Below are 24,231 nucleotides of genomic sequence, written 5' to 3' on the forward strand. Positions count from 1 at the left end.
AAGTCATTGTTATATTAAGCTGAAGACTCCCTTGCTGACGAGTGATTAAACACCTGATAACACCATCAAAAAACGCCGCCTCCTGTGGCAATAATATTGCATGTTGCCTCAATGCCTCAGGCGGACGTCACAAACGCGAAAAACCTGGATGCATTGTTGATCTGCTATAATTCTTTTTGAAAAATTTTTAAAAAGAAGGATGGATAATAGAATAAAATAGTGTTATCGTAAGATTAGCTAAATAAAAAATCCTTCAGGGTAGGGTGAAATTCCCGATCGGCGGTGATGAAGTAATTCAAAGTCCGTGAGCGCAAGCTGATTTGGTGCAAATCCAAAACCGACAGTTATAGTCTGGATGGGAGAAGGGTAAAAATGCGAGCTTTTTAAATTGATTGTAATTTAGAAGGTTTATTTTCCTATGCATTTATTACACTACTTCCCACAAGCTTGTTGGGAAGTTTTTTTATTTAGTGCCAATCGAATAGAAGATGTTCTTCGGGGTAGGGTGAAATTCCCAATCGGCGGTGATGAAGTAATTCAAAGTCCGTGAGCGCAAGCTGATTTGGTGCAAATCCAAAACCGACAGTTATAGTCTGGATGGGAGAAGAACAAATGAGATGATAGTCTATGGAAAAAATAGTTTTCAATTAGGCTTATTTGTTGATGTCTTATACTCCCAAACCCCTTTGCTGAAAGGGGTTTTTGTTTTTTATCGATAGCTAGAGCTAGAGAAGGAGGAGACGGATAAAACTAGAGAAGTGACGGATAGACCTTCGAAACTGATGGATAAGACTTCAAAAGTGAAGGATAGAAGCCTAAATCAATGAAAAGTAGGTGATGGAATGTTTACAGGGCTTGTAGAGGATATTGGCATTTTAAAAGCCATGCAAAGCGATAGGGACAGTATGAAAATAACAGTTCAATCAGCCAAGATAGCAGAAGATGTCAAGCTTGGAGACAGTATCGCGGTTAATGGTGTTTGTTTAACGGTGACATATTTTACGGAACAGACGCTTACGATGGATGTGATGCCTGAAACAGTCAACGCAACCAATTTACAGCAGCTCGTGGTAGGGGATTCCGTGAATTTAGAGCGTGCCATGCCTGCTAATGGGCGATTTGGCGGTCATTTTGTTGCTGGGCATGTGGATGGGGTCGGTAAAATTTTGCGCAAACGTCCAGTAGCCAACGCAGTCTATATCGATATCGAATTGTCAGAGGAACTAACCAAATTTTGCATTCCAAAGGGTTCTATTACGATTGATGGCACAAGCTTAACCCTTTTCCATGTTGACACGAACAGTGTCACGATTTCACTAATTCCCCATACGTACAAAGAAACCGTATTAGGCATGAAGAAGGCTGGAGCGATTGTGAATATCGAAACAGATTTAGTTGGTAAATATATTTTACAGCACCTGAAAAAAGGGCAAGCAACACCAACCATTACGAGAGATTACTTAGCGCAACATGGTTTTTAACAACTGAACGAGGAGATGACAAAAGTGCTATATGCAATTGAAGAGGCCATTGAGGATTTAAAGCAAGGCAAAATGATTGTAGTGGTTGATGACGAGGATCGGGAAAATGAAGGAGATCTTCTGGCACTCGCTGAATTCATGACACCAGCAACTATAAACTTTATGGCAACCTATGGTAGAGGATTAATTTGTACACCGATTTCACAGCAGCTTGCACAACAGCTAGATTTACATCCGATGGTTCAGCACAATACGGATAATCACCAAACAGCGTTTACCGTAAGTATCGACCATGAGGATACAACGACAGGAATTAGTGCCTATGAACGAGCATTTACGATACAAAAAATGATTGAAAAGCAAGCAAAGCCGATTGAGTTTCGTCGACCTGGTCATGTTTTTCCGCTCATTGCGAAAGATAATGGTGTTTTAGAGCGAAGAGGGCATACGGAGGCGACTGTCGATTTGGCGAAGCTTTGTCATAGCGTGCCAGTGGGTGTTATTTGCGAGATCATGGGCGATGATGGTCATATGCTACGCTTTGAGGAATTGATAAAGTACGCAGCACAGCATGACTTGAAAATGATATCAATAGAGGCACTTGTAGCTTACCGCAGTCAATTGCTGACAACTGAAAATAAAATTTCTATTTAAAAAGGAGAAAGAACAATGGGTCAAACATTTGAAGCACAATTAATTGGAACGGGTTTAAAAATTGCAGTTGTGGTAGGTCGATTTAATGAATTCATCACAAGCAAATTATTGGACGGTGCAATGGACGGCTTAACACGACATGGTGTTGATGAAGCGTCTATTGATGTTGCTTGGGTTCCAGGAGCTTTTGAAGTTCCTTTTATTGCGAAACAACTAGCAGAAACAAAGAACTATGATGCCATTATTGGTTTAGGTACGGTTATTCGCGGCTCCACAACACACTATGATTATGTTTGTAATGAGTCAGCAAAAGGTATTGCCAATGTATCGTTATCAACCAATGTACCTGTTATTTTCGGTATTGTGACGACGGAAAATATTGAGCAGGCGATTGAACGTGCTGGTACAAAATCTGGTAATAAAGGATACGATGCTGCCATGTCTGCCATTGAGATGGCTAATCTAAAGAAAATGATTGGATAATGACCAAATGTTTCTTTGAATATTTTGCACATCCATGGGAAAAATATGCTTAAGTGTATTTATTGAAGGTAATCGTTTTTCATAAATGTACTAATCTGGAGATGGCTCAGTAGGAGATGAGAAGTATTTCATCAATGGAACAAATGATCAATTTGAAAATGTTGAAATCACTATTTCAACGCTCTGCTGATGTGATTTTTCAACAATATAAATTTCAGCAATATACAGTACATTTGATAACTTGTGATGCAATGATCAACGAACAAATACTTCAGACGGTAGTTGTTCAGCGAGTCCAATCCTTATTAAGTGATGTCGCTGATGACATGTTAGAGGAACAAATCGACCAGCATTTACACATTCCCTATTTACAAAAGGTTTTAACGCAAGAGGATGCCATAACAAGAGTCTATAAAGGGCATGTATTATTGTATTTTGAAGAAAATCAATTACTATTTTCTAGTGATATTTCTAAAAAACCGAATCGAGAGCCCGGAGAAACATCGCTAGAATTAGTGGTCAAAGGGCCAAGAGATGACTTTATAGAAGATGTTTTTATTAATATTGCTTTATTAAGAAAGCGTTTGCCCACTAATTCTTTTAGTGTAGAAACATTAGAAATTGGGAGACGTTCCAAAACCACTGTAGCGGTACTCTATATGGATGACATTGTGAATTTAAATATGCTAGAACAAATCCGTCTACAATTACAAAAGATTGATACGGATATTGTTGTCAATGGTGATTTATTGATGGAAGCAATTGAACAAACAGCCAAAGTACTGCCCAGGCATGATTATACCGGGAGACCGGATTTTGCTATGCAGGCATTAATTAGGGGAAGAATACTAATAATGATTGATGGTGTTTCCTACGCATTGATCACACCTACGAATATAATGTTGCTCTTTAAATCGGGTGAGGATAATGATTTTCCTGTCATTGTCAGTTCAATGGAAAGATTGCTTCGTATTGTTGGGATATTAATTAGTATGCTAACACCAGGCTTTTGGCTTGCGCTGACTACGTATCATCAAGAACAACTTCCTTTTCTTCTTCTAGCAACAGTTGTTGAGTCGAGAACGGGATTGCCATTCCCAACGATTCTTGAAATACTAATGATGCTATTTATGTTTGAATTGTTTCGTGAAGCCAACTTACGTCTTCCGAGTGCAATTAGTGGATCAATTAGTGTTGTGGGAGGTTTAATTATCGGAGATGCAGCGATAAAAGCTGGCGTTACGAGCCCTTCAATGATTGTTGTCATTGCAATTTCGAGTATTGCGGCTTTTACATTGGTTAACCAATCATTTGTAACAGCCATGAGTATTTTTCGACTAATCATTATTATAGCCTCTGCCTTTTTTGGATTATTTGGTTTTTTTATTGCAGTATTTTTCATCATCTTATACGCAGCGAATATGCGTGTGCTAGGTGTACCCTATTTAAATTTTAGTGCACATTTGAAGAAGGAAAATCTAAAAAAATCATTATTAAGACTTTCATCAAAGGGCTACAGTAGACGACCTTCCTTTTTAAAGCCACAGGATCGAACACGTACTTCGAATAAAAAATAAACAAATTTCATTGAAGATCAGGTATTGTAGTAGGTACCTGATCTTTTTTGTGACTTTTGCTTTAGGAAGGTATTACATTAGCCTGTAGGATAGGAAATGAGACATAAAATGTTATTAGTTACCTTTTTAGTTTACTTTCTTGTAAAGGATTATTAAACTATTGGTTACGGTGTGTAATTTTAGTAGAGTTCAAGTAAAATGGATTTTCTGTTTTCATTTCTGTAGGATAATCAAGAAATGTTCACTTTACAAACAAAAAATAGAGTTAATTATTATATAATGATATTCCAGAATATTTATAGGTGAGGAAGTCCCGTTTTATATGAAAAATCGAAAAATAAAACTAATATTAATTCTATCAACGCTTTTATTATGTTTGTTTACAAGTTTAAACATCATTACATCCTATGTGAAAATTAAAAAGACCGTTGAAGAGTCAATTGCCAATCAAAGCTTAGAGGCTGCCAATTCCATTGCTTCTTCTATTGATACAGCTGCTTATCAGCAGTTTTTGAAGAATCCACAGAAGAATGATTATTATTGGGAAGTAAGAAGCTATTTAAATGATGCCAGAGTAAAACTAGGTGCATTGTTTGTTTATACGTTGAAGGTGGATAATCCAGAAGTATCAAGTGCGATGATTATGGGGCTGCCAAATGAACTGAAAAAAGGCTTTGATATAGGAGAGGTTTGTACTGTCCCAGCAAAGCAAGTGGCAAAAGCCTACAAAGGTGAAACCTATGTTACAGAGGTGATTCATGATTCTGTACATGGTTCTTATTTATCGGTTGGTACACCTATCAAAGATGAGAATGGTAAAATTATTGGGTATCTAGGCATTGATATCAGCGCAGACACATTAAATGGCATTAAGGGAAAAGTCATTGAAGACAATTTATTTATTTTTATTTTTAATGGTGTATTTATTTTAATTGTCATTGGTTCTTTTTTATTTTTACAACGATGGTATCAAAAAGAGGTAGCGAAAGAAGTCGGCGCTACAGAGGACACATATCAAGCAGAAATTAAAACTTTGATTACTTCGGTATCATCATTACGTCATGATTTCACTAATCATATTCAAGTGTTACATGGTCTTTTACAATTAGAAAAAACAGAGCAAGCAAAACAATATTTGTCTTCACTATCTAAAGAAGTTCAAGCGATTAAGTCTTTAAAATTAAATATTGACCACCCAGGTCTGTCCATCTTATTACAAACGAAAAAATTAACCGCTCAAAATCATAATATTGATATGGACTTTACCATTTCTCAAAATGACTTTAATAAGATTAAAACGACAGATTTAATCAAGATTCTATCCAATTTAATTGATAATGCCATTGATGCTGCGGTTGAATTACCTGAAGGACAACGTAAAATTATGATTTGCTGTACAGCTGATGAAGTACAGTATGAATTTAAAATTACTAATACAGGGCCAAATATTGTGGATGCTGACCACATATTTAAGCAAGGGTTTTCAACGAAAAGGCATGAGCAGGGTCGCATAAGAGGACAAGGGTTATTTATTGTGAAAGAAATTGTCCATAAATACAATGGTCATATTTCAATCGACTCATCGAAACATTTAGAAACAACTGCTATTGTCCATATTCCCATTAAATAACTGAAAATAGCTTCCTACAAATTGTAGGGAGCTTTTTTCTATTTGTTAGACATACATTACAAAATAGAAAGTGTTATGATGAAGGGGATGAAAAAAATGGAAAAGGATCTCCTGACGTTATTGAGAAAGGGTGGGCTTCATTTATATGCAAGGCATGGAACGGCCACAGTTGGTGTAGATCAGGCATATGGCACGTTTCACAGTTGCCGCTATCAAAGAAACCTATCAGAGCATGGTCGTAGGGAGGCTGTTTACTATGGTCAAATGCTGCGTTATTGGCAAATTCCCATCCTTTCGCCCATTACAGCAAGTCCGTTCTGTCGAACAAAGGAAACGGCTCTACTTGCATTTCCAACTAACGGTGTACAAATTGACCCTTTTTTGTTTGAGATCTTCATGTTAGGTGGCAATCTTACCAGTGCTGAGCAAACTAGCATTTTAACGACACTGACATCCAAGCTGGAAATAAAACCATCACAAGGCATGAATAATGTAATGATTGGTCATAGCTTTCCGAGAGACGTGGGCCTTGGCATCCTTTCGAATATGGGGACGGTTGTCATCAAGCCTAAAGGTCCAGGGCGTGGGTATGATATCGTGAAAAAACTAACCTTAGAAGATTTAGCGACATTAGATTCCATTTGAGAAGAGGGAAAATATGAAGGTCAAAACAGTTGAACAATGCACATTAGAGGAAGTATTGAAAGCATGGAACAAAGGCTTCGAAGGCTATTTTGTGGATATCCATATGACGGCCGAAATGTTTTTACATCGACTGGTTGGGGAGGGGCTGTCTCCTAAACATTCCATTGTCATTTTTGACCAAGATGAACCGATTGCGATTGTTATGAACGGTTTCCGTATCATAAATGGCAAGAAAACAGCTTGGAACGGTGGTACAGGTATTTCCCCAGCCTATCGTGGTAAAGGCATCTCACGTTTATTAATGGAGGAAACCTTAGCTATCTATAAACGAGAACATGTAGAAATCGCTACGCTGGAGGCAATTAAAGAAAATCAGGTAGCTATTGCTTTGTATGAAAAATATGGCTATGAGGTTGCTTCTTCATTATTATTTTTAAGTGGCGAATATGGAGCGAACGTAGAGCCTACAGCCGCCATTCACGTTGCAACCATTCGCCCTGAGCAGCTAGCATATCTCTCTTTTTATCAGGAAGATGTTCCTTGGCAGTGTGGCTGGCAGAGTGTGAAGCAGGGGGAAGCCAAGGTTTTCTATAATGACAACAATGAAGCCCTAGGCTATATGCTATACAAAACCGTGTGGAATGACAGCGGTGAGATGGAGCGTATTCTACTCTATCAATTGGTGATCCTAGCAGAAAGTCATATAGATTTAATACCGCAATTTTTAGCCAGCGTCACAACACATAAAGTTCAGATAACGACAGTGAACTTTTTAGCAAGCAATCCAGCAACAAGCTATTTATTAAAGAATGGGCTTAAGGTGACAACAGAGCAGGTACAGATGACAAGGAGATTCTAGGCATGGTTGCCAACCTCCTAAAAATCCAGTATACTAATGCGATAAAGAATGGAAATAAAGGATGAATGAGATGACTTTTGAAGAAGTATTACCACGCTTAAAAGCAGGAGAAAAAGTAATTCGCAATGGCTGGGGTGGTGCTGAGCTATATGTGAAGCTGGTTGGTCAAAGCCAGCATGATGGTGAGACATTGAATCCTTATTTTTTAATTAACGTTCGTGGTGAGGGCTACACAATGTTCACACCTACAGTATGTGATCTATTAGCGGAAGATTGGATAATCGTAGAATCGTAATGAGTGAAGTCATCTCTTCTAGTGAGATGACTTCTTTCTGTAAGGAGACACAATATGAAGTTTGATGAATATAGAGAAAAGACGGTTTTTATTACGGGGGCCGCTTCAGGCATTGGACATGCTCAAGTTATTGCATTTTTAGAAAATGGAGCAACTGTTTTTGGATTGGATATAGAGGAGCAGGGGTTAATACAGTTACAGCAGCAATATCCTGATCGTTTTGCCTATAAGGTTGGCTCTGTAAGTAGCCAACAAGATGTGGAGCAGTCGTACAAAGAAGCTATTTCACTATTTGGGCAAATTGATATTTTATGTAATACTGCTGGGATTTTAGATGGTTTTGCGAAAACTTTGGATACAGACGAAGCGCTGTGGGATAAAATTATGAACACGAATGTGAAGGGAACGTTTTTTGTGACGAACATGATTTTACCACATATGGTAGAACGTGGCACTGGTACAATCGTCAATATGGCGTCGATTGCTGGACTTGTTGCTGGTGGTGGCGGTGCAGCCTACACAGCTTCTAAGCATGCCATTGTCGGTTATACGAAGCAGCTAGACTTAGATTATTGTCGAGCGGGTATTCGTGCGAATGCGATTGCGCCTGGAGCCATTCAAACACCGATGAATAAGGCTGATTTTGAAGGGGACGGGGAAATGGCTGAATGGGTAGCTGAAGAAACGCCAGCAGGTCGATGGGCACAGCCTTATGAGGTGGCGAATTTGACTTTATTTTTAGCAAGCTCGGCTGCCGATTATATTCATGGGGCAGTGATGCCGATTGATGGTGGTTGGCTGACAAAATAGCATTGTTCAATTCGATATTCTTCTGCTATAATACGCAGGTAAGCAAAAACGGCTTGCACTACGGCACTTCAGATAGGGCGTGAAGCTCTCTTCCTTTGGTCGTAGTTATTACTAAAATAGCAACTAGCTATTTTACAAAGGAGAATAAAATTGAATACATCTATTGTAAAAGATTCTAGCCGTGTTTCTGTAAGTGAACTTACAAAAACGGCACTTGTTGCAGCCCTTTACGTCGCTGTAACGGTTTTGTTGTCAGTCATTAGCTTTGGCGCTGTTCAGCTACGTTTGTCAGAAATGTTTAATTATCTGGCACTGTACAATAAGCGCTATGTGGTAGCGGTGACGATTGGCGTCATACTTGCAAACTTCATGTCACCAACATGGATTTTAGATGTGCCAATCGGTGGAATTGCGACCTTTCTTGTCTTATTACTTTGTAGAAGCGTCACAAAACATATGACAAATGACATTGCAAAAATGGTTGTTACTGCTTTGATTTTTGCTGTCTCCATGTTTACGGTGGCTGGTCAATTAACTATCCTTTACGATCTACCATTTTGGGCGACCTGGTTCACAGTGGGCGTTGGGGAATTATTGTCTATGACTGTTGGTGGACTGACTATTTACTTATTAAATAAAAAAATTGATTTATCTAAATAAATTCGATGAATAAAAAAGACATTATCATCGTAAGGGTGAGAGTATCAAGTTTAGAATAACTCTAACACTTCGGCTGAGTTATCCGTTCAAACTACCGCTTTAGCTACTTAATATAGTATTTTTCACTGAATATCAAAAAAGCCTCTTTGCCCGGATTCTGTCTAGCATTTTTCAGAACAAAATCCGGGCTTTTATTTATTTCCTCACGACCTAGCCAGATAGCAACAAGGCATCCCAAATCGCAAACCAATAGCTAACTCCCCATAAGCCGATTTTAGCTCACTTCCAAGCTACTTATGCCAAACAACATATCCAACTGCTAGAGCACAATTACCTTATTTCTATGATCCTTAAGCGGATATGCGCATTTTACATATTATTAAACTGACTTTCACAACGACTTGATTGCTATCGATGCTTGTCAGACCAATCATTTGTGGGAGGGTCTAGAGACAATGTATTGCGCAGCACACAAAAAGAAAGGACTCCCGATGATCCATAAAGGAGCATTGGGAGTCCCTACTATAAAGAAATTCTTTGTCCTATTGATTAATTGGAGTGTCTTGGGACGGCTCAACATTGATATTATCAGGCTTTGCCAGAAGCTGCACCGAATTAATAGACGAGTTTGATAGTATATAATTTCCATTTACCACAGCTAAAACCTTAGCAACGTATTCTGTGGAGGAAGTGAGTGGGTTACCAAATGCATCCAATTCTATGCTTAGATCTTGACTTACATTGGAGAGCCCATTTTGATAAATTCTAGTACTATTATCATTATTCATTGCATTACTTTCTTTGAAACCATCTGCTGCATCTTTAGGTAACATAAACACTCTATACTCCGTTACGTTTTGTCCGTTTTTGACATCGAAGCTAATTTTAATATCGGAATATTTATTTTTGTCCCCTTGAACACTCAGTTTCACATTCTCCACCGCTACAGGTGCTGAATGATCCACTAAAGTAATAGCAGAAGATGCGAACGATAAGTTATACATTGCCTTGGAATTTCCATTACCTATGGACAATATATACACGCGATATTCTTGGCCATTTGTTATAAGTTTTCCATCCGTATCTTTACTACCAGTTCCCAAACTCATACTATATTGGCCTTTATTTATATCTGTATAATCAGTGACTTTAAGAGCTGCGTTCACATCAAAGCCATTTGCTTTTGATGCGGGTACGACAAGAATACGGTAATTACCTATATTGGATTCATCAGAAGGCTTCGAGAATGATATTTGTAAATCTCGACCATCTCCATAATCCCCAATATCGCTTACATTAATATTACTTACCGCCTGAACAGCTTTACTTTTACTAAGTGTAATCACAGGCGAAGCAGAGGATAGGGCATAAGTATTTGGAGTATTTCCATTGGCTACAGTTAGTACATAGACGCGATAGCTAGTTCCTTCCGTAATAAAATTACCGCGCACATCCCTAACTCCATCCAACGTTCTAGTTGCAGCTATATTCCCACCTTTGCCTTCTGTAATGTAATAATTGCTACTATTGGCTTGTGCAAGATTAAAGCTGCTGTAATAAGCTGTAGGTACGATTAGAATTCGATAATGATTGACATTTGCTTCATTAGAGGGCTTCGTGAACGTTACTTGCACATCACGCCCATCTCCATTATCAGCTATATCCGCCACATTCAGATTGGTTACAGCTTGCACATTAAAATTCTTATTTAGCGTAATCGTAGACGTCGGTGCAGATAGTGCATTGCTTCCTATTCCATTCGCTACAGTTAAAACATAGATACGGTAGCTAGTACCTTCTTTGATCGTATTACCGCGCACATCCCGAGTATTTTCAGCTAACGCCTGCTCATATGTGGACTTTCCAGATTTGTAGACAGTCGTGTAATTGTTGCTGGATACATTATTTGCTTCCGTCAGACTGAAGTTATTGTAATAAGCTGTAGGTACAACTAGAATCCGATAGTGACTAATAATTGACTCATCTACGGCCTTATTGAAAGAAACAAAGAGGTCACGCCCGTTGCCATAATCACTTACATCGCTTGCATTGAGATTCGATACTGCACCCGCATTGCTGCTAAATAGCGTAATCGTATTGGAGGCTGAAGACAACACGTTATTCGCTGAGTTATTTGCTACAGCCATAACGAATACACGATAGCTAACTCCATTCTGAATGGGATAACCATCAGTATCTCTTGCCCCTGAAGAGAGCACCTGCGTAATATTGTAGCCTGTCTTGTTCACTTGTGTGTAATAAGTGTTAGATAAACTGTTCGCCTTCGTCAATGTAAAGTTCGAATAGTTGTTAGCTCTTACAACAAAAATTCGGTAAGCGTTGATATTAGATTCATTGGACACATTATTGAAGCTAACTCTCAGGTCTCGACCATCCCCAAAGTCATTGACATCACTCACTTGTGTAATAATCGGAGTAGACATTGTATTTTGACTAAGTGTTACTGATGATGAGGCAGACGACAGTTTATTGCCTACTGAATTCGTATTACTTACAGACAGAACGACCGCTGTATAAGGTACGTTATTTCTAATGAACTCACCAGAGGTATCACGTGCTGAGGAAGACAAAGTTCCTACCAACGTACTGCCGTTACTTCCCGATTTATTCACTGTTGTATAGTAGCTGCTTGATAAATTATTCGCAGTAGTAAGACTAAAATTGCTAGCATCCTTGGTCTTTACGATAAACACACGATAATTGGAAATATTGTTATCATTCTGCGGACGAGTGAAGCTAACTGAGACATCACGTCCATCACCAAAATCGTTAATATCGTTAATCTTTACATTTGTTACCTCTGTAACAGAAGACAAATTGGTTAAGGTCATCTTCGGAGAAGAAGTCGATAAAACGCTAGAATAAGAACCTTTCCCAACAGCAAGTATACGAACCACATAAGGCTGATCATTTCTAATGTAGTCTCCGTCCACATCTCGTGAATTCTGCGATAAATTGATGGTACGGTTCGAACTTGAAGTAGTTACCACTGTATAATTAGAAGGGGAGACTTTCAAGGCAGATGCTAAATTAAAGCTTTTTGAAGCCTTCACAACCATAATGCGATAATGATCGACGTATGATTCTGTAGACGATCTGGAAAAGCTAACCTCCATGTCACGTCCATCTCCCTGATCATTAACATCGCGAACGGATACATGGCTCGCAGGAGCAATACTGATATTGCCTGGAATGTTTGGATTGCTTGGAGTGTCAGATTGAATCGTTACGGTCTGATTTACTGAGTTCCAGTCAACATCCTGACCAAGCGCTTCACTAACGAAGCGGACTGGTACCATTGTTCTGCCTCTTAAAATTTGTGCTGGTACATCAAGCGTAACTGACTTGCCATTAATAGTAGCTACCTTCGATTTCATCTTGAGCACTACTGTTGTATCTTCTTTATACCCTGTTACCGTTTGATTCTTTGAATCCCAATTTACACTGGCACCTAATGCCTCAAAGATTGCTCTAAGTGGCAGCATAACACGCCCTTGAATCATCGCTGGCGGTTGATCGGTCTTCAATTGAACCCCGTCCACAGTAATTGTGATGGCTTTTGCCGCTTGTGCGGTTGCCGGTTGCAGCAATAGCGGTACAATAAGCATTGCTGCGAAAAATAAAGTCCATATTTTTTTCATAAATTCCACCCTTCTTCATGCCATATGACTGACGCAGCATGACAATTAATTTAACGTATCAAAGGGCTAAAAGTTTCATCCTTTTACCTCGTAAAGAAAATTTAACCATTTTAGGCTATATCGATGCTATTTTCTGATTCACTTACCGTAACAAAGATTGAGAATTTTGAGGGGAGGTGCCCAACTATTCGGTGCAGGAGGATCGGTTAATAACGAGGATTATACTTAGAGTCTTTACGAAACAAAGGAAGCAACTCCTTTGCCCATAGTCGTTTCCACTAAAGGTTGTGGATTCTATCATCAGTTTCATTTTGTCAACTGAATCAGAGGTGTTTGACGTGACTATAGATAAAAGAATTGCCGAGAAATATCATATACTATGGCTTGAACTATAGAAGGGTTTACTTTTTAGTTTTTATTCCACTGTCACTGAAAGTTCCTTGACAAGTAGCGAAGAGGAGCCATAGCCTTTTGGCAGGAAGTAAAGCTCAGAGCTAGCTTCTTTGATATCATTTAAGAACTCGAAAAAATTTCCGGCTATTGTCATTTGCTTAACAGGGGAGGCAATTTTTCCATTTTGAATATGAAACCCTTTTGCAGCGACTGAAAAATCACCCGTAACCGTATTCGTACCAGAGTGAAGCCCAGATAATTCAGTAATAAATACTCCGTTACTAACCGAGTGGATTAACTCATCAAGAGATTTCTCGCCAGTTGAAATATATAAAATTTGGGGCGCAATCGTTAACGTTCCTTTGTAAGAATCTTTATGGGCATGCCCTGTTGTTTCACAGTTATCCTTTTTAGCTGTTTTCCTGTTATGCAAAAGTGTTTGGAGTGTACCCTCTAAAATAATTTCCTGCTCTTTTGTTGCAACACCTTCACCATCAAAGTTTGCTCCAGACAATGCGGCAGGATGGAATGGCGTACTCAGCAATGTAACTGCTTCTGATGCCACTTTTTGTCCGACTTTTCCTTTTAATAGAGATTGATCTTTTTGAGCATTTTCAGCTGATAGTATTGGCATAAAAGTGTCTAATAAAGAGGCTGATGCATCAGAGCGGAAAACGATTGGATATTTTCCACCTGGAATCGATTTTTCACCTAAATTGGCAAGGGCTTCCTCAGCTGCTTCTTTTGCAATATCATCAACATGAAGAGAATGGAAATCACGTGTCATTTTCAAATAACGGCCTGTTTTCATTTCTTCACCCTCCTTTACAACTGTGGAGAGGAAAATCACTAAGCCGTTCTCTTTATGTGATAAGTCAAGATTTTTACTATTTACTAATGAACGTTCAGTTGTATATTCTTGCAGTAAACAATAATCAAGAGCAATGATGCGTGAATCGTATGCACGAATCTTTTCTTCGATGGAACGAAGAAGCTCTATTTTTTCTGGAATTCCGATAGTCTCTAATTCTTCATTGTAATATTCATAAGATGGGTATTCAGAGCTACCATCAAAAATAGCTATGCCCTCATCCTCATCAAGTATGTTTGCATTTGCTTTGGCGCTATTGATTAAAAAGGAAATCGAATCATCGTCTAACTTTTCCGTATAGGAATAGCCCACTTTTCCGTTGTAAAGTCCTCGTAAACTTAGACCTCCGTCTTCAGACGTTTCGTAGCTATCAATCTCGCCCTTGTAGAGCGTGCATCCAATAGATTTATTTTGTTCATAATAAACCTCAGCTTCTATAAAGCCGGCTTCTAGCGCCTTGTCTAATAGTCTTTCTTGAAATTTAGCAATGTTCATCAATTATTCCCCCTTCGTTCCACCAACTGTTATTTCACTTACGCGTATCATTGGCTGACCTACATTGACAGGAAGGCTCCCGCTAAGTGAACCACACATACCTGCTCCATGGGCGAGATTATTACCTACTCGATCAACAAGCTGCAATGTTTTTGCGCCATTGCCTATGAGTGTCGCGCCACGTACAGGGCGTTCAATTTTTCCGTCTTTGATGATATAGGCCTCCATTACCGCAAAATTATAATCGCCAGTAGCAGGGGAAACTTGTCCACCTCCCATATATTTTGCATATATACCATACTCTGTCGATGAGATAATATCGGCTGGTGTCGATGTGCCTGGTGCGATATACGTATTTGTCATACGTGATGTAGGATTAAATCGATAGGATTGTCGACGAGAAGAGCCTGTGGGCTGAGCATTCATGCGTCGAGCATTAAATTTATCGATTAAGTAGCCCTTTAAAATACCATTTTCAATTAAAACATTCTTCCTTGTTTTTTCTCCTTCATCATCAATATTTAGAGAGCCCCACTCGTTCGGTAGTGTGCCATCATCGATATATGTAACAATTTCAGGAGCGACTCTTTCACCGATACGATTGGCGAAGACCGAATTGTTTTTGGCAACAGCAGTTGCTTCTAAGCCATGTCCACAAGCCTCATGGAAAATGACACCACCAAATTCATTATCAATAATGACAGGGAATTTACCGCTTGGACATTCATCTGCGTGAAGCATTGTGACAGCGATACGTGCAGCTTCTCCTGCATAATGGTTAAGGTCTAGCTTTTCAATAAATTCAAAGCCTGCATGTGCACCTGGGCCATAGAATCCTGTTTGTACTTCAGTCCCTTCTGTAGCCGTCGCTTGCATACTAAGTCTACTGTGAACTCGCGTATCCTCTACAAATTTACCCTCTGAATTTGCGATCAGGACGTTTTGTTGCTCATCAAGATATCGAACTTTTACTTGGTGAATCCGAGGATCATAATGTCTTGCAATAGCGTCTGCTTGTCGCATGACCGCTGTTTTTCTTGTGTGCTCCACTGTATGAGGCATGTGGAGAATTTGATGAATAGGCGTGATGATTTCTTTGTGAAGAGGGTGAATGGTACCCGATCCACCACCTTTGATGGCTAGGGCTGCACGTTCTGCTGCTGCTAGTAAACCTTCCTCAGAAAAATCATTGGTGTAAGTATAGATGCTTTGAAGTCCTGAAAAAATACGGATGCCGATTCCAAAATCACGCCCAGAAATACTTTGTTCAATCTTGCCACTTTGTAAGACAAAGTCATTTACATATTTATCTTCAATAAAAATTTCAGAAAAATCCCCACCAGTTGCTAGCGCGGCTTCAAGTACATTTTCAATAATGGATTGTTTAATCATATATCTTCCTCCTTTTCTTGATTGTACCAAATAGTTAAAAAATTCTGTATTATATTATTTTCTCAGATTTGAAGTTATGGTCACATAAAATTATGTATAGTACTTAAAAAATTTTTTTATGACATATTTCTCTAACCATTTCACCACACTAACGGAAAGAAAGAGGAAGGTGAAGAAATGCAACAACCATATAATGTCGGTGATATCGTTTATATTTTTTATCGGAATCCTCATATTCAGGATGTAGCGAATATACAGGAAGCCGCAGTAGTTTATCATCCAGAGCAACCAGAGGAGCTGGCTCTATTTTTATTTGAAACATATTATCCAATTTCAAATGATATGTTAATTTTTTCAAGCGAGATGGCGGCTGAGCAAGCCTATCATCAGTATTTTCATTGAGGGAGGGCTACTATGATCAAACCGTTTATCCCTCAGCTTGTCTATTTTGAGCCTGATGCGCTCCAGTATCCATTAGGTCAGGAGCTAAAAGAAAAATTTGAACAAAAGGGGATTGAAATTCGCTATACGACTTCGCACAATCAAGTAAGAAATCTTCCTGGCGACAATGATTTTCAAAAGTATCGAGTAGCGAAATCGACATTAGTAGTAGGTATTCGAAAAACGTTAAAGTTTGATACATCTAAGCCCTCAGCAGAGTATGCGATTCCGTTTGCAACAGGCTGCATGGGGCATTGTCATTATTGTTATTTACAAACAACAATGGGCAGCAAACCTTATATTCGTACGTATGTGAATGTTGATGAAATTTTAGAGCAAGCAGATCTTTATATGGCAGAACGAGCTCCTGATATCACACGCTTTGAGGCATCCTGTACTTCAGATATTGTAGGGATTGATCATTTAACACATACGTTGAAGCGCGCTATTGAACATTTTGGACAAAGTGAGTTAGGCCAATTACGATTTGTGACGAAGTTCCATCATGTGGATCACCTATTGGATGCCAAACATAATGGTAAAACGAGGTTCCGCTTTAGCGTCAATGCCGATTATGTCATTAAACATTTTGAGCCAGGAACATCACCATTAGTGAAGCGTATAGAGGCTGCGGGGAAAGTGGCAAGGGCTGGATATCCGCTTGGATTTATTGTTGCCCCAATCTATCTTCATGAGGGCTGGCAGGAGGGCTACTATGAGATGTTTGAGCGTTTGGATGCGGAATTGCCAAAGGATGTACGTGACGACATCACATTTGAGTTTATTCAACATCGTTTTACAAAGCCTGCCAAACGCGTAATTGAAAAAAATTATCCCATGACGAAGCTAGAACTTGACGAAACAGTGAGAAGGTATAAATGGGGGAAATATGGGATTGGTAAATATATTTATCAAAAAGAAGAAGAGGAAGATATAAAGGAACACTTGTATGGCTATATGCAAAAATTCTTCCCTCAAGCAAAATTAGAATATTTCACATGACAATAAGAGGGAACAATGTGTTCTCTCTAACTTATTATTTGTGTATGTTAAATCATCTGGTAAATCCAATAATGAAAAAATACCACATTGTCTCTGATTCACGGTAATTAATGACTAAATCATCTGTAGTATTCTTGTAAACTAAACGGCAGTTACAGAGTAAAGTTCATCGCCATTAGATAGTAATCAGGTCCAGAAAAAATTAAGATTAACTGTAAATCTGTGCTGGCTAGTCCTGTTTCTTCTGGTCTCTCTCCTTTGTTAAGCTATCCACTAATTCCATCAAGTCACCTGGAAGCCCCAACCACCATTATATCTCTCTTGCCATAACACTACGTTTTCACTATTTAACATGATGATAACGGAACTAAGTAAAAAAGATTGGTTGATGCCCTCTATATTTATTTAGAAAATCCTTCTTATTTATTGTGTTTGTATAATCTAAATGTCAATGGTAACGCTAACAGAGATTGAATAAGAAGGGGAGAGTACTGGATGGATTCATTTCAAGTAAATTGTTGGTCTGAATATGACGAACTGAAGGTTGTGATGCTTTGTGCACCTTCGATAGTAGATGTAACAGATAGCACAATAGCGGAGCAGGTTGGATGGAGTGATACAGTCAACCATAATAAGGCGATGGACAATTTCCTAGCACTCAAAACTATTTTAGAAAACGCTGGAGTAAAGGTTCTAGATTATGCAAATGAGCTAGCCCATGAGCAGCAATTGTTAAGTGAACAGCTTATAAATCGTTATTTTGTGCGTGATCTCGCCTGTGTCATTGGTAATCGACTTTTACCTGGAAGGGCTGGGAGCTCATTAAGGAGACCAGAATATCCTCTAGCCCATGCCCTTTTAGAGAAATGGTTTCCTCAACAATTTACGGCACAGTCGCAAGCACTTCATTCATTTGAGTGTGGTGATCTGTTGATTTTAAACAAGGATGCTGTGCTCATTAATCTCGGAATGAGAACGACATTAGAGGCCATCGACAAGATAAAAGAAAGCATTTTTCAAGAGGGATTTTCGGAAATTGCCGTTATTGATTTACCGAAAAGTAATGACACACTGCATTTAGATATGAATTGTAATGTTGTGAACGTTAATTTGGTCATCGCTAAAAGCTTTGTGCGCCTTTTTCCTGTACAGGTATTGACAGCACAAAGCAGCCGTTTCGACATGATTGAGCCATTTTTAAAGCGTCATGGTTTTGATGTTTACTGGCGTGACACCTATAAGACAATACCAGATATTAATTTCATCAACCTTAATCCAGAAACACTATTGATTAGCAAGCAGGCGACGAAACAGCAATTCTTGGCGCATCCACTTCTAAAGAAAAAGAACGTGCTTGAAGTCGACGTCACAGAGCTTGAAAAGGGTGGCGGTGGCATTCGTTGTATGACATTGCCATTGGTAAGAACGTAACGAAGGACTGATAAACATGACTTCTACTTCAAATAAAGGAAGGTTGTCTTGGTGGCAACTTTCGCTTCTCGGTATCGGTTGTACACTGGGAACAGGCTTTTTTCTTGGGACAAGTATGGCCATCCATAAAAGTGGAACGGCTGTGCTCATTCCTTTTTTGTTAGCAGCTATATGTACGTATATTGTGTATGAGGCACTTGTCAAAATGTCTGTGGAAAACCCTGATAAAGGCTCCTTCCGTACTTATGCCAAGCAGGCTTTTGGGCGATGGGCAGGATTTAGTAATGGCTGGGTGTACTTAATTTCCGAGCTATTAATCATGGGTAGCCAGCTGATGGCACTCGGTATATTTACGAAGTTTTGGTTCCCAGCGTTGCCACTCTGGGTTGCTGCATCGATTTATGCTGTCCTTGGCTTAGTCGTCATTCTTACTGGCATGAAGGGCTTTGAAAACTTTCAAAATATTTTCGGGGCATTAAAAGCCGCTGCGATTGTCATGTTTATTATCGTAGCGATCATCATCATCATAAGAGCTACACAATCAGCTCCAATCGAATCATTACAGTCAAATTATGAAGGATTTTTCTCACAAGGAATCAAAGGAATTTGGCTTGGCCTGCTCTATGCATTTTATGCCTATGGTGGAATTGAGGTGATGGGTTTAATGGTCATCGATTTAAAAAATCCAAAAGAGGCGCCAAAAGCAGGGAGAATTATGCTCATTGTCATTACTATTATTTTTATCATGGCTATTGCGCTTGCGTTGGCACTTGTTTCCTGGAAAGACTTTTCGATAGATGAAAGTCCTTTTATTACAGCGCTTCAAGGTTATCATATCCCTTTTGTGGCAGATATTTTTAACGGTGTTTTAATCATTGCTGGTTTTTCAACCATGGTTGCTTCGCTTTACGCGGTTATAACCATTCTCACTACACTTGCCGAGGATCATGATGCGCCTGCCATCTTAGCAAAAAAGGGGAAGATGAAAATTCCTTTTCCTGCCTTTTTATTTTTAACAAGTGGCTTAGTAATTACGATTGTCATTGGTTTTTTGATGCCCGAAAAAATCTTTGAATATTTGATAACGGCAGCAGGTTTAATGTTGATCTATAATTGGCTCTTTATTTTAATAACATATAGAAAGCTAATGGAGCTATCGAGGTGGGAGCAAATTAAGAACAGTCTTGGCATGTTGCTTATTGCTGTAACCGTGTCTGGTACTTTAGGCGAAAAAACGAGCAGACTCGGTTTTTGCGTGAGCCTGCTCTTTATTGTCCTAATCGGTGTGGCGACCTGGATCGTTGTGAAAAGGCAAAAAAACATTGCGTAATGTCCTATTTTCCTGTGACATCCGTAAAAAAGGGCATTCGGATGGACTATGATTGTCATCACTTAAAAAATATTGCTTCCATTCATAGCTATCCTCTTGACCATACCATTTTAAATCTGGATGCCCTGGAATCTCGTCATATTCTGCGATGCGCTGGCGGATAAGTTTTTTGATTTTTCGTCCAAATGCAGTAGCGTCGTTTATATCGTCAAATATCCAACGTGGCTGAATAGCCATTAGCAAAGTAGAAAAGTGACGACTCTTCCGCAATTGATGAGCTGGTGTTGCACAAGAAATAAAATAGGGTTCTCCATTAAAGCAAAACTCCCATTCATGATGGTCTGGATTTGTCGGTATTGCCTCAGGCCAATCCAACTCATCCATATTGGTTAAATTGTTTAAAATGGACCAAAATAATTGCTGGTAATCCGCCACCTTATAGCTATCAAGCATATCATGAGGGGTATGAAAGAACACCGTGAGCGTTGTATATTTTCCAAAAGATCTTGCTGTGTTCCCATATTCCTTTAAGCATTCAGCTAACATCTGAATCGATTGCTCCTCCCGTGGATCCCCTATAAAGCTATAGCGTAAATGGTTCGATAAAAACCCCATTCTGGCTGGTACACAAGGAAACGTATTCCCTTCATCGGCAATTGTGGCAGCAAAGTCAGTATAGGCTGACTGTTGCCACAACGGCAATGTCTCCAAATGTTCCTCAATCCACTTCCGATCAAACACGACTACTTCCACTGGAAACTCCTCCTTTTACTCACATTTATTCTATTAAAGAAAAAGCAAATGGGTTACGACTCTGTGCAGTGTGCAAGGATGTTCTTTTTAAGGAGATTTTTAAAGATTTAAGGTAAATCATCAATAATCAATTTTTAGTTAAGGGATTGCTTTGATTAAGGAAATAGCTAAAAAACATCGTTTTTTGCAGAGGTTTGGGCTGTTGCGAGCGCTTCGGGCAAAGGAAAGAACGATTTTGAAGCAAAAGAGAGCACTTCGAGCAAAGATATGAGTGGAATTGAGCCAAAAGAGAGCGCCTCGAGTAAAGGGATGAGCGGTGTTGAGTCCAGGGTGAGCGCTTTGAGTCAAAGAATGGGCAGTATGAGCCAAGAGAGCGCTTAAATCAACGTTAAGAGCGACTCTAACCTCAGAAAGAGTGATTCAAGCCGCTAACACACAATCGAGGCTTAGTCTTTTTGTTGAAAGACCTTTTGCTCAAGGATGGTTAGGGCATGCTGGATGTCCTTTAAATCATCCGATGTGGCATGCTGAATAAGCGCTAAAAAGCGTTCCTCAATACAGGCGAATGCCTCTGCCATCATTTTTTCACCTTCGGGTGACAGGCGTACATATTGCTTTCTTCGATCCTCCGTGTCGCTAAATTTTTCAATTAATTGGCGTTCTTGTAGTTTTCGTAATTCACGGCTTGTATTCGGTAAGGACATGTGCTGACATTCACTGATTTCGGTTGGTGTGACAGGTTGGCTTACTTTAATATATTCAAGAATTTTATAGTGAAGCGGTGTGATATTAGCTGTGGTTACATTTTGTGTGAGATCATGTGTCACTTGATGGATTGTGGCTGTGAATGATACAAACTGATGAAATAAAGTGCTTTTATTCAATGGGATCACCTCTACTGACAAGATAACAAATAACTTGTCCTAAAACAATTATCATTTGACAACTAAAAAGGGATGGTTTATTATTTTGTTATCAAATGATAAGTAATTGGAGGGCACATGATGAAAACGTTAATTATTTATACATATCCAAATCATAAAAGTTTAAATTATGCTTTTTTACAGGAAGTATTAAAGGGTTGTCAAGAGAATCCTGCCATCGAAGAAATACAGATACTAGATTTATATGAAGAGGAATTTGATCCACGTTTAATTTTCCATGAGCATAAACGACGTCGTGATATGTATCAGGATCCGAAATTGGAAAAATATCGACAACAGCTTTCCTGGGCGGATCAGCTTGTATTTGTTTATCCGATTTGGTGGGGAAGACCGCCAGCAATGTTGTTAGGTTATATTGATCAATTGTTTGCAGCTAACTTTGCTTATCGGGATACAAAGGGGTTATTTCCAGAGGGACTTTTAAAAGGGAAGTCGGTTGTCTGTGTGTCGACGATGAAGGGACCAACCAATTATCCGTTTTTATGGTTGAATAATGCGCATAAAATTTTAATGAAGAGAGCATTGTTTAAGTTTGTTGGGATGAAAAAAGTAAAGTTTTTTGAGTTTGGAAATATGGAAAGTAAAAAGGGGAAACAGCAGCAAAAATTGGATAAAGTATATCACTATTTTAGAAAAGTTGCTTACTAGTTAAAAATAACTCGTGCAGACCGCTTTTAGTCGTTTGCACGAGCTGATGTACTATCGATGGGCACTGTAACCAAAAAGCTTGTAAATTCAGCGAGCTTGCTCTCCACAGCAATAGTTCCATGGTGCATATCAATAATTTTTTTGACAATGGCTAATCCTAAGCCACTGCCACCATTAGCCGATGTTCGTGATTGATCAGCCTTATAAAACCTTTCAAAAATATGCATTTGTTGTTCTTCTGTTAGACCAATGCCAGAATCTTGAATAATGACAGTGATCGAATCTAATTGCTTCTTCATAGACAATGTGATGGTCCCTTTAGCAGGTGTAAATTTAATGCTATTCGTTAGCAAATTCATCCAGACTTGATTCATTAAATCCTCATCTGCTGTGATGCTTATATTGTCAAGATGGAGGTCAAAGTCAAGCTGTTTGGCTAGCCAATTCGGTTCAAGAGCTAGGACAACAGTGCGTAATTGTTTATCAAGCCGATAATTTTTAGGTTCAAAGGGATGGTGATGTGATTCTAAGGATGTTAGTTTGAGTAAGTTATCGCTGATTTTTGATAAACGATTACTTTCCAATTCAATAATGTCTAAATAATGCTGACGCTTTTCTTCGGGCAAATTAATATTTTTAAGTGCCTTCGCAAAGCCATTAATAGACGTTAAAGGTGACTGAATTTCATGAGAGACGTTTGAAATGAACTCTTGACGCATTCTTTCAAGTTCACCTAATTCAACGGCCATATGATTGATGCCATGGATTAATTGCCCAAATTGGTCTTTTTCATCTGCTTTCAAGTCTAACTGGACATCAAAATCACCTTTTGCCATGCGACTTAATGCATCAACGATTTTATCCCAGTAGTTACGTTGTCGGTTCAGTCCAATTAAAAAGATAATTGCTGCAGAACAGGCAAAGAGTACAAATACACCAATTACCGTGCCTAATTGTAGCCAGAAACCATGGGGCTCTGTCCCCAATCGAGCATACAGCCAAGTGGTTGCGTGATAGGCAATAAAAGCAAATACAGTATTGGCAATAAGGAACAGGCAAAAGACCATTGCCAATCTTACAAGGAATCTTCGTTTTCTCATGACATTAATTCCAAACGATAGCCAAGACCACGAATAGTGCGAATGACAAAGCCACTCAGCTCTTGTGGGAAACGCTCGCGTATTCTTTTAATATGAACATCGACTGTTCGCTCATCTCCCTCATAGTCATAGCCCCATATTTCTTCAATTAATTGTTCTCTTGAAAAGGTTTTACCAACATAGCTGGCTAGGGTAAATAAAAGCTCGAACTCCTTTAAGCGAAGTAGAATAGTCTGTCCATTCATATCTACTTCATGTGTATGGCGATTGAGTTTGACGTTACCTGCTTCGACAACCTGAGAGAGAGAAATGCGATATCTTTTTAAAATCGATTTTACACGCACGATTAGCTCGGCTGGCTCGAATGGTTTCACGAGATAATCATCTGTCCCTAAATGAAAGCCTTTGACCTTTTGAGAAGTTTCGCCCTTCGCTGTCAGCATCAGGATAGGGAGGTCTGTATCAAATGAACGTATTTCCTCACATAATGCCCAGCCATCCATATTGGGCATCATAATATCCATTATGACCATATCCACTTTTTCAGTGGCTAATTGGGACAGTGCATCCACACCGTCCATAGCCTCAATCACCTCTAAGCCTTCATTTTGTAGAAAGACTTTTACTAATTCTCGAATATGTGCATCATCATCCACCACTAATAGTTTTGTCATC

General features: G+C 39.0%; 21 protein-coding genes, 1 pseudogene and 2 riboswitches. Of the genes and pseudogenes, 15 read left to right on the forward strand and 7 right to left on the reverse strand.

Annotated elements, in window-relative coordinates; all coding sequences use genetic code 11:
* Nucleotides 1–245 precede the first annotated feature (245 nt).
* A riboswitch (FMN riboswitch) is annotated at nucleotides 246–371 on the forward strand.
* A gap of 116 nt (nucleotides 372–487) precedes the next feature.
* Nucleotides 488–613, forward strand: a riboswitch (FMN riboswitch).
* Nucleotides 614–842: 229 nt separating this feature from the next.
* The 10 genes and pseudogenes from ribE (MHI04_RS07560) (at nucleotide 843) to MHI04_RS07605 (ending at nucleotide 9,094) form a co-directional block, all read left to right on the forward strand.
* Nucleotides 843–1,481: a riboflavin synthase gene (ribE, locus tag MHI04_RS07560; RefSeq protein WP_036118553.1), complete on the forward strand. Its 639-nt coding sequence runs from the start codon at nucleotides 843–845 to the stop codon at nucleotides 1,479–1,481.
* Nucleotides 1,482–1,505: 24 nt separating this feature from the next.
* A pseudogene (gene ribB, locus MHI04_RS07565) lies at nucleotides 1,506–2,096 on the forward strand (3,4-dihydroxy-2-butanone-4-phosphate synthase); the annotation flags it as partial.
* A gap of 54 nt (nucleotides 2,097–2,150) precedes the next feature.
* Nucleotides 2,151–2,618, forward strand: a complete 468-nt coding sequence (gene ribE / locus MHI04_RS07570) for a 6,7-dimethyl-8-ribityllumazine synthase (protein ID WP_036118550.1) — start codon at nucleotides 2,151–2,153, stop codon at nucleotides 2,616–2,618.
* Nucleotides 2,619–2,752: 134 nt separating this feature from the next.
* Complete coding sequence (locus MHI04_RS07575; RefSeq protein WP_080717029.1) at nucleotides 2,753–4,195, forward strand: spore germination protein; 1,443 nt, start codon at nucleotides 2,753–2,755, stop codon at nucleotides 4,193–4,195.
* A 322-nt stretch (nucleotides 4,196–4,517) separates the two neighbouring features.
* Entirely contained in the window at nucleotides 4,518–5,825 is a 1,308-nt protein-coding gene (locus MHI04_RS07580; RefSeq protein WP_036118547.1) for an ATP-binding protein, read from the forward strand.
* Nucleotides 5,826–5,921: 96 nt separating this feature from the next.
* Nucleotides 5,922–6,470 carry a histidine phosphatase family protein gene (locus tag MHI04_RS07585; protein ID WP_058845066.1) on the forward strand — a complete coding sequence of 183 codons (549 nt, stop codon included), beginning with the start codon at nucleotides 5,922–5,924 and terminating at the stop codon, nucleotides 6,468–6,470.
* Between the two features lie 13 nt (nucleotides 6,471–6,483).
* Complete coding sequence (locus MHI04_RS07590) at nucleotides 6,484–7,329, forward strand: GNAT family N-acetyltransferase (RefSeq protein WP_089933231.1); 846 nt, start codon at nucleotides 6,484–6,486, stop codon at nucleotides 7,327–7,329.
* Nucleotides 7,330–7,399: 70 nt separating this feature from the next.
* Entirely contained in the window at nucleotides 7,400–7,624 is a 225-nt protein-coding gene (locus tag MHI04_RS07595) for a DUF2829 domain-containing protein (protein ID WP_036118538.1), read from the forward strand.
* Nucleotides 7,625–7,678: 54 nt separating this feature from the next.
* Nucleotides 7,679–8,434 (forward strand): 3-oxoacyl-ACP reductase, encoded by a 756-nt coding sequence (locus MHI04_RS07600; protein WP_342535482.1) that lies wholly within the window; start codon nucleotides 7,679–7,681, stop codon nucleotides 8,432–8,434.
* Nucleotides 8,435–8,584: 150 nt separating this feature from the next.
* Nucleotides 8,585–9,094: a QueT transporter family protein gene (locus MHI04_RS07605; protein ID WP_058845069.1), complete on the forward strand. Its 510-nt coding sequence runs from the start codon at nucleotides 8,585–8,587 to the stop codon at nucleotides 9,092–9,094.
* Between the two features lie 542 nt (nucleotides 9,095–9,636).
* On the opposite strand, the gene MHI04_RS07610 is transcribed toward MHI04_RS07605, so the two are convergent.
* The 3 genes from MHI04_RS07610 to MHI04_RS07620 all read right to left on the reverse strand — a co-directional run bounded on the left by MHI04_RS07610 (nucleotide 9,637) and on the right by MHI04_RS07620 (nucleotide 15,907).
* Entirely contained in the window at nucleotides 9,637–12,642 is a 3,006-nt protein-coding gene (locus tag MHI04_RS07610; protein WP_342535483.1) for a copper amine oxidase N-terminal domain-containing protein, read from the reverse strand.
* 529 nt (nucleotides 12,643–13,171) lie between these two features.
* Nucleotides 13,172–14,515: a TldD/PmbA family protein gene (locus MHI04_RS07615; protein ID WP_342535484.1), complete on the reverse strand. Its 1,344-nt coding sequence runs from the start codon at nucleotides 14,513–14,515 to the stop codon at nucleotides 13,172–13,174.
* A 3-nt stretch (nucleotides 14,516–14,518) separates the two neighbouring features.
* Nucleotides 14,519–15,907 carry a TldD/PmbA family protein gene (locus MHI04_RS07620; RefSeq protein WP_249646046.1) on the reverse strand — a complete coding sequence of 463 codons (1,389 nt, stop codon included), beginning with the start codon at nucleotides 15,905–15,907 and terminating at the stop codon, nucleotides 14,519–14,521.
* Nucleotides 15,908–16,084: 177 nt separating this feature from the next.
* Here MHI04_RS07620 and MHI04_RS07625 point away from each other — a divergent pair, with 177 nt between their 5' ends.
* The 4 genes from MHI04_RS07625 to MHI04_RS07640 all read left to right on the forward strand — a co-directional run bounded on the left by MHI04_RS07625 (nucleotide 16,085) and on the right by MHI04_RS07640 (nucleotide 20,111).
* Nucleotides 16,085–16,309: a transcriptional regulator SplA domain-containing protein gene (locus MHI04_RS07625; protein WP_036118524.1), complete on the forward strand. Its 225-nt coding sequence runs from the start codon at nucleotides 16,085–16,087 to the stop codon at nucleotides 16,307–16,309.
* A 12-nt stretch (nucleotides 16,310–16,321) separates the two neighbouring features.
* Nucleotides 16,322–17,350, forward strand: a complete 1,029-nt coding sequence (gene splB, locus MHI04_RS07630) for a spore photoproduct lyase (protein WP_271912833.1) — start codon at nucleotides 16,322–16,324, stop codon at nucleotides 17,348–17,350.
* A gap of 495 nt (nucleotides 17,351–17,845) precedes the next feature.
* A complete protein-coding gene (locus MHI04_RS07635) occupies nucleotides 17,846–18,781 on the forward strand; it encodes an arginine deiminase family protein (protein WP_036118518.1) in 936 nt (311 codons plus the stop codon).
* A 16-nt stretch (nucleotides 18,782–18,797) separates the two neighbouring features.
* Entirely contained in the window at nucleotides 18,798–20,111 is a 1,314-nt protein-coding gene (locus MHI04_RS07640) for an amino acid permease (protein ID WP_342535485.1), read from the forward strand.
* Here the strand turns inward: MHI04_RS07640 and MHI04_RS07645 are convergent.
* A complete protein-coding gene (locus tag MHI04_RS07645; RefSeq protein ID WP_089933212.1) occupies nucleotides 20,058–20,864 on the reverse strand; it encodes a YqcI/YcgG family protein in 807 nt (268 codons plus the stop codon). The genes MHI04_RS07640 and MHI04_RS07645 overlap by 54 nt on opposite strands.
* 446 nt (nucleotides 20,865–21,310) lie before the next feature.
* On the reverse strand, nucleotides 21,311–21,748 hold the full coding sequence (locus tag MHI04_RS07650; protein WP_036118507.1) for a MarR family transcriptional regulator: 438 nt from the start codon (nucleotides 21,746–21,748) through the stop codon (nucleotides 21,311–21,313).
* Between the two features lie 120 nt (nucleotides 21,749–21,868).
* On the opposite strand from MHI04_RS07650, the gene MHI04_RS07655 reads away from it, so the two are divergent.
* Nucleotides 21,869–22,456: an NAD(P)H-dependent oxidoreductase gene (locus MHI04_RS07655; protein ID WP_036118504.1), complete on the forward strand. Its 588-nt coding sequence runs from the start codon at nucleotides 21,869–21,871 to the stop codon at nucleotides 22,454–22,456.
* Between the two features lie 26 nt (nucleotides 22,457–22,482).
* Here MHI04_RS07655 and MHI04_RS07660 read toward each other — a convergent pair whose 3' ends face one another.
* Together MHI04_RS07660 and MHI04_RS07665 are read right to left on the reverse strand one after the other, a co-directional pair.
* Nucleotides 22,483–23,556, reverse strand: coding sequence for a HAMP domain-containing sensor histidine kinase (locus MHI04_RS07660; RefSeq protein WP_089933204.1), 1,074 nt, complete (start codon nucleotides 23,554–23,556; stop codon nucleotides 22,483–22,485).
* Nucleotides 23,553–24,230: a response regulator transcription factor gene (locus tag MHI04_RS07665; RefSeq protein WP_036118499.1), complete on the reverse strand. Its 678-nt coding sequence runs from the start codon at nucleotides 24,228–24,230 to the stop codon at nucleotides 23,553–23,555. The genes MHI04_RS07660 and MHI04_RS07665 overlap by 4 nt, the downstream gene beginning before the upstream one ends.
* Nucleotide 24,231 lies beyond the last annotated feature (1 nt).

It is taken from the genome of Lysinibacillus sp. FSL K6-1151 (genome assembly GCF_038630755.1).
GTDB lineage: Bacteria > Bacillota > Bacilli > Bacillales_A > Planococcaceae > Lysinibacillus > Lysinibacillus fusiformis_D.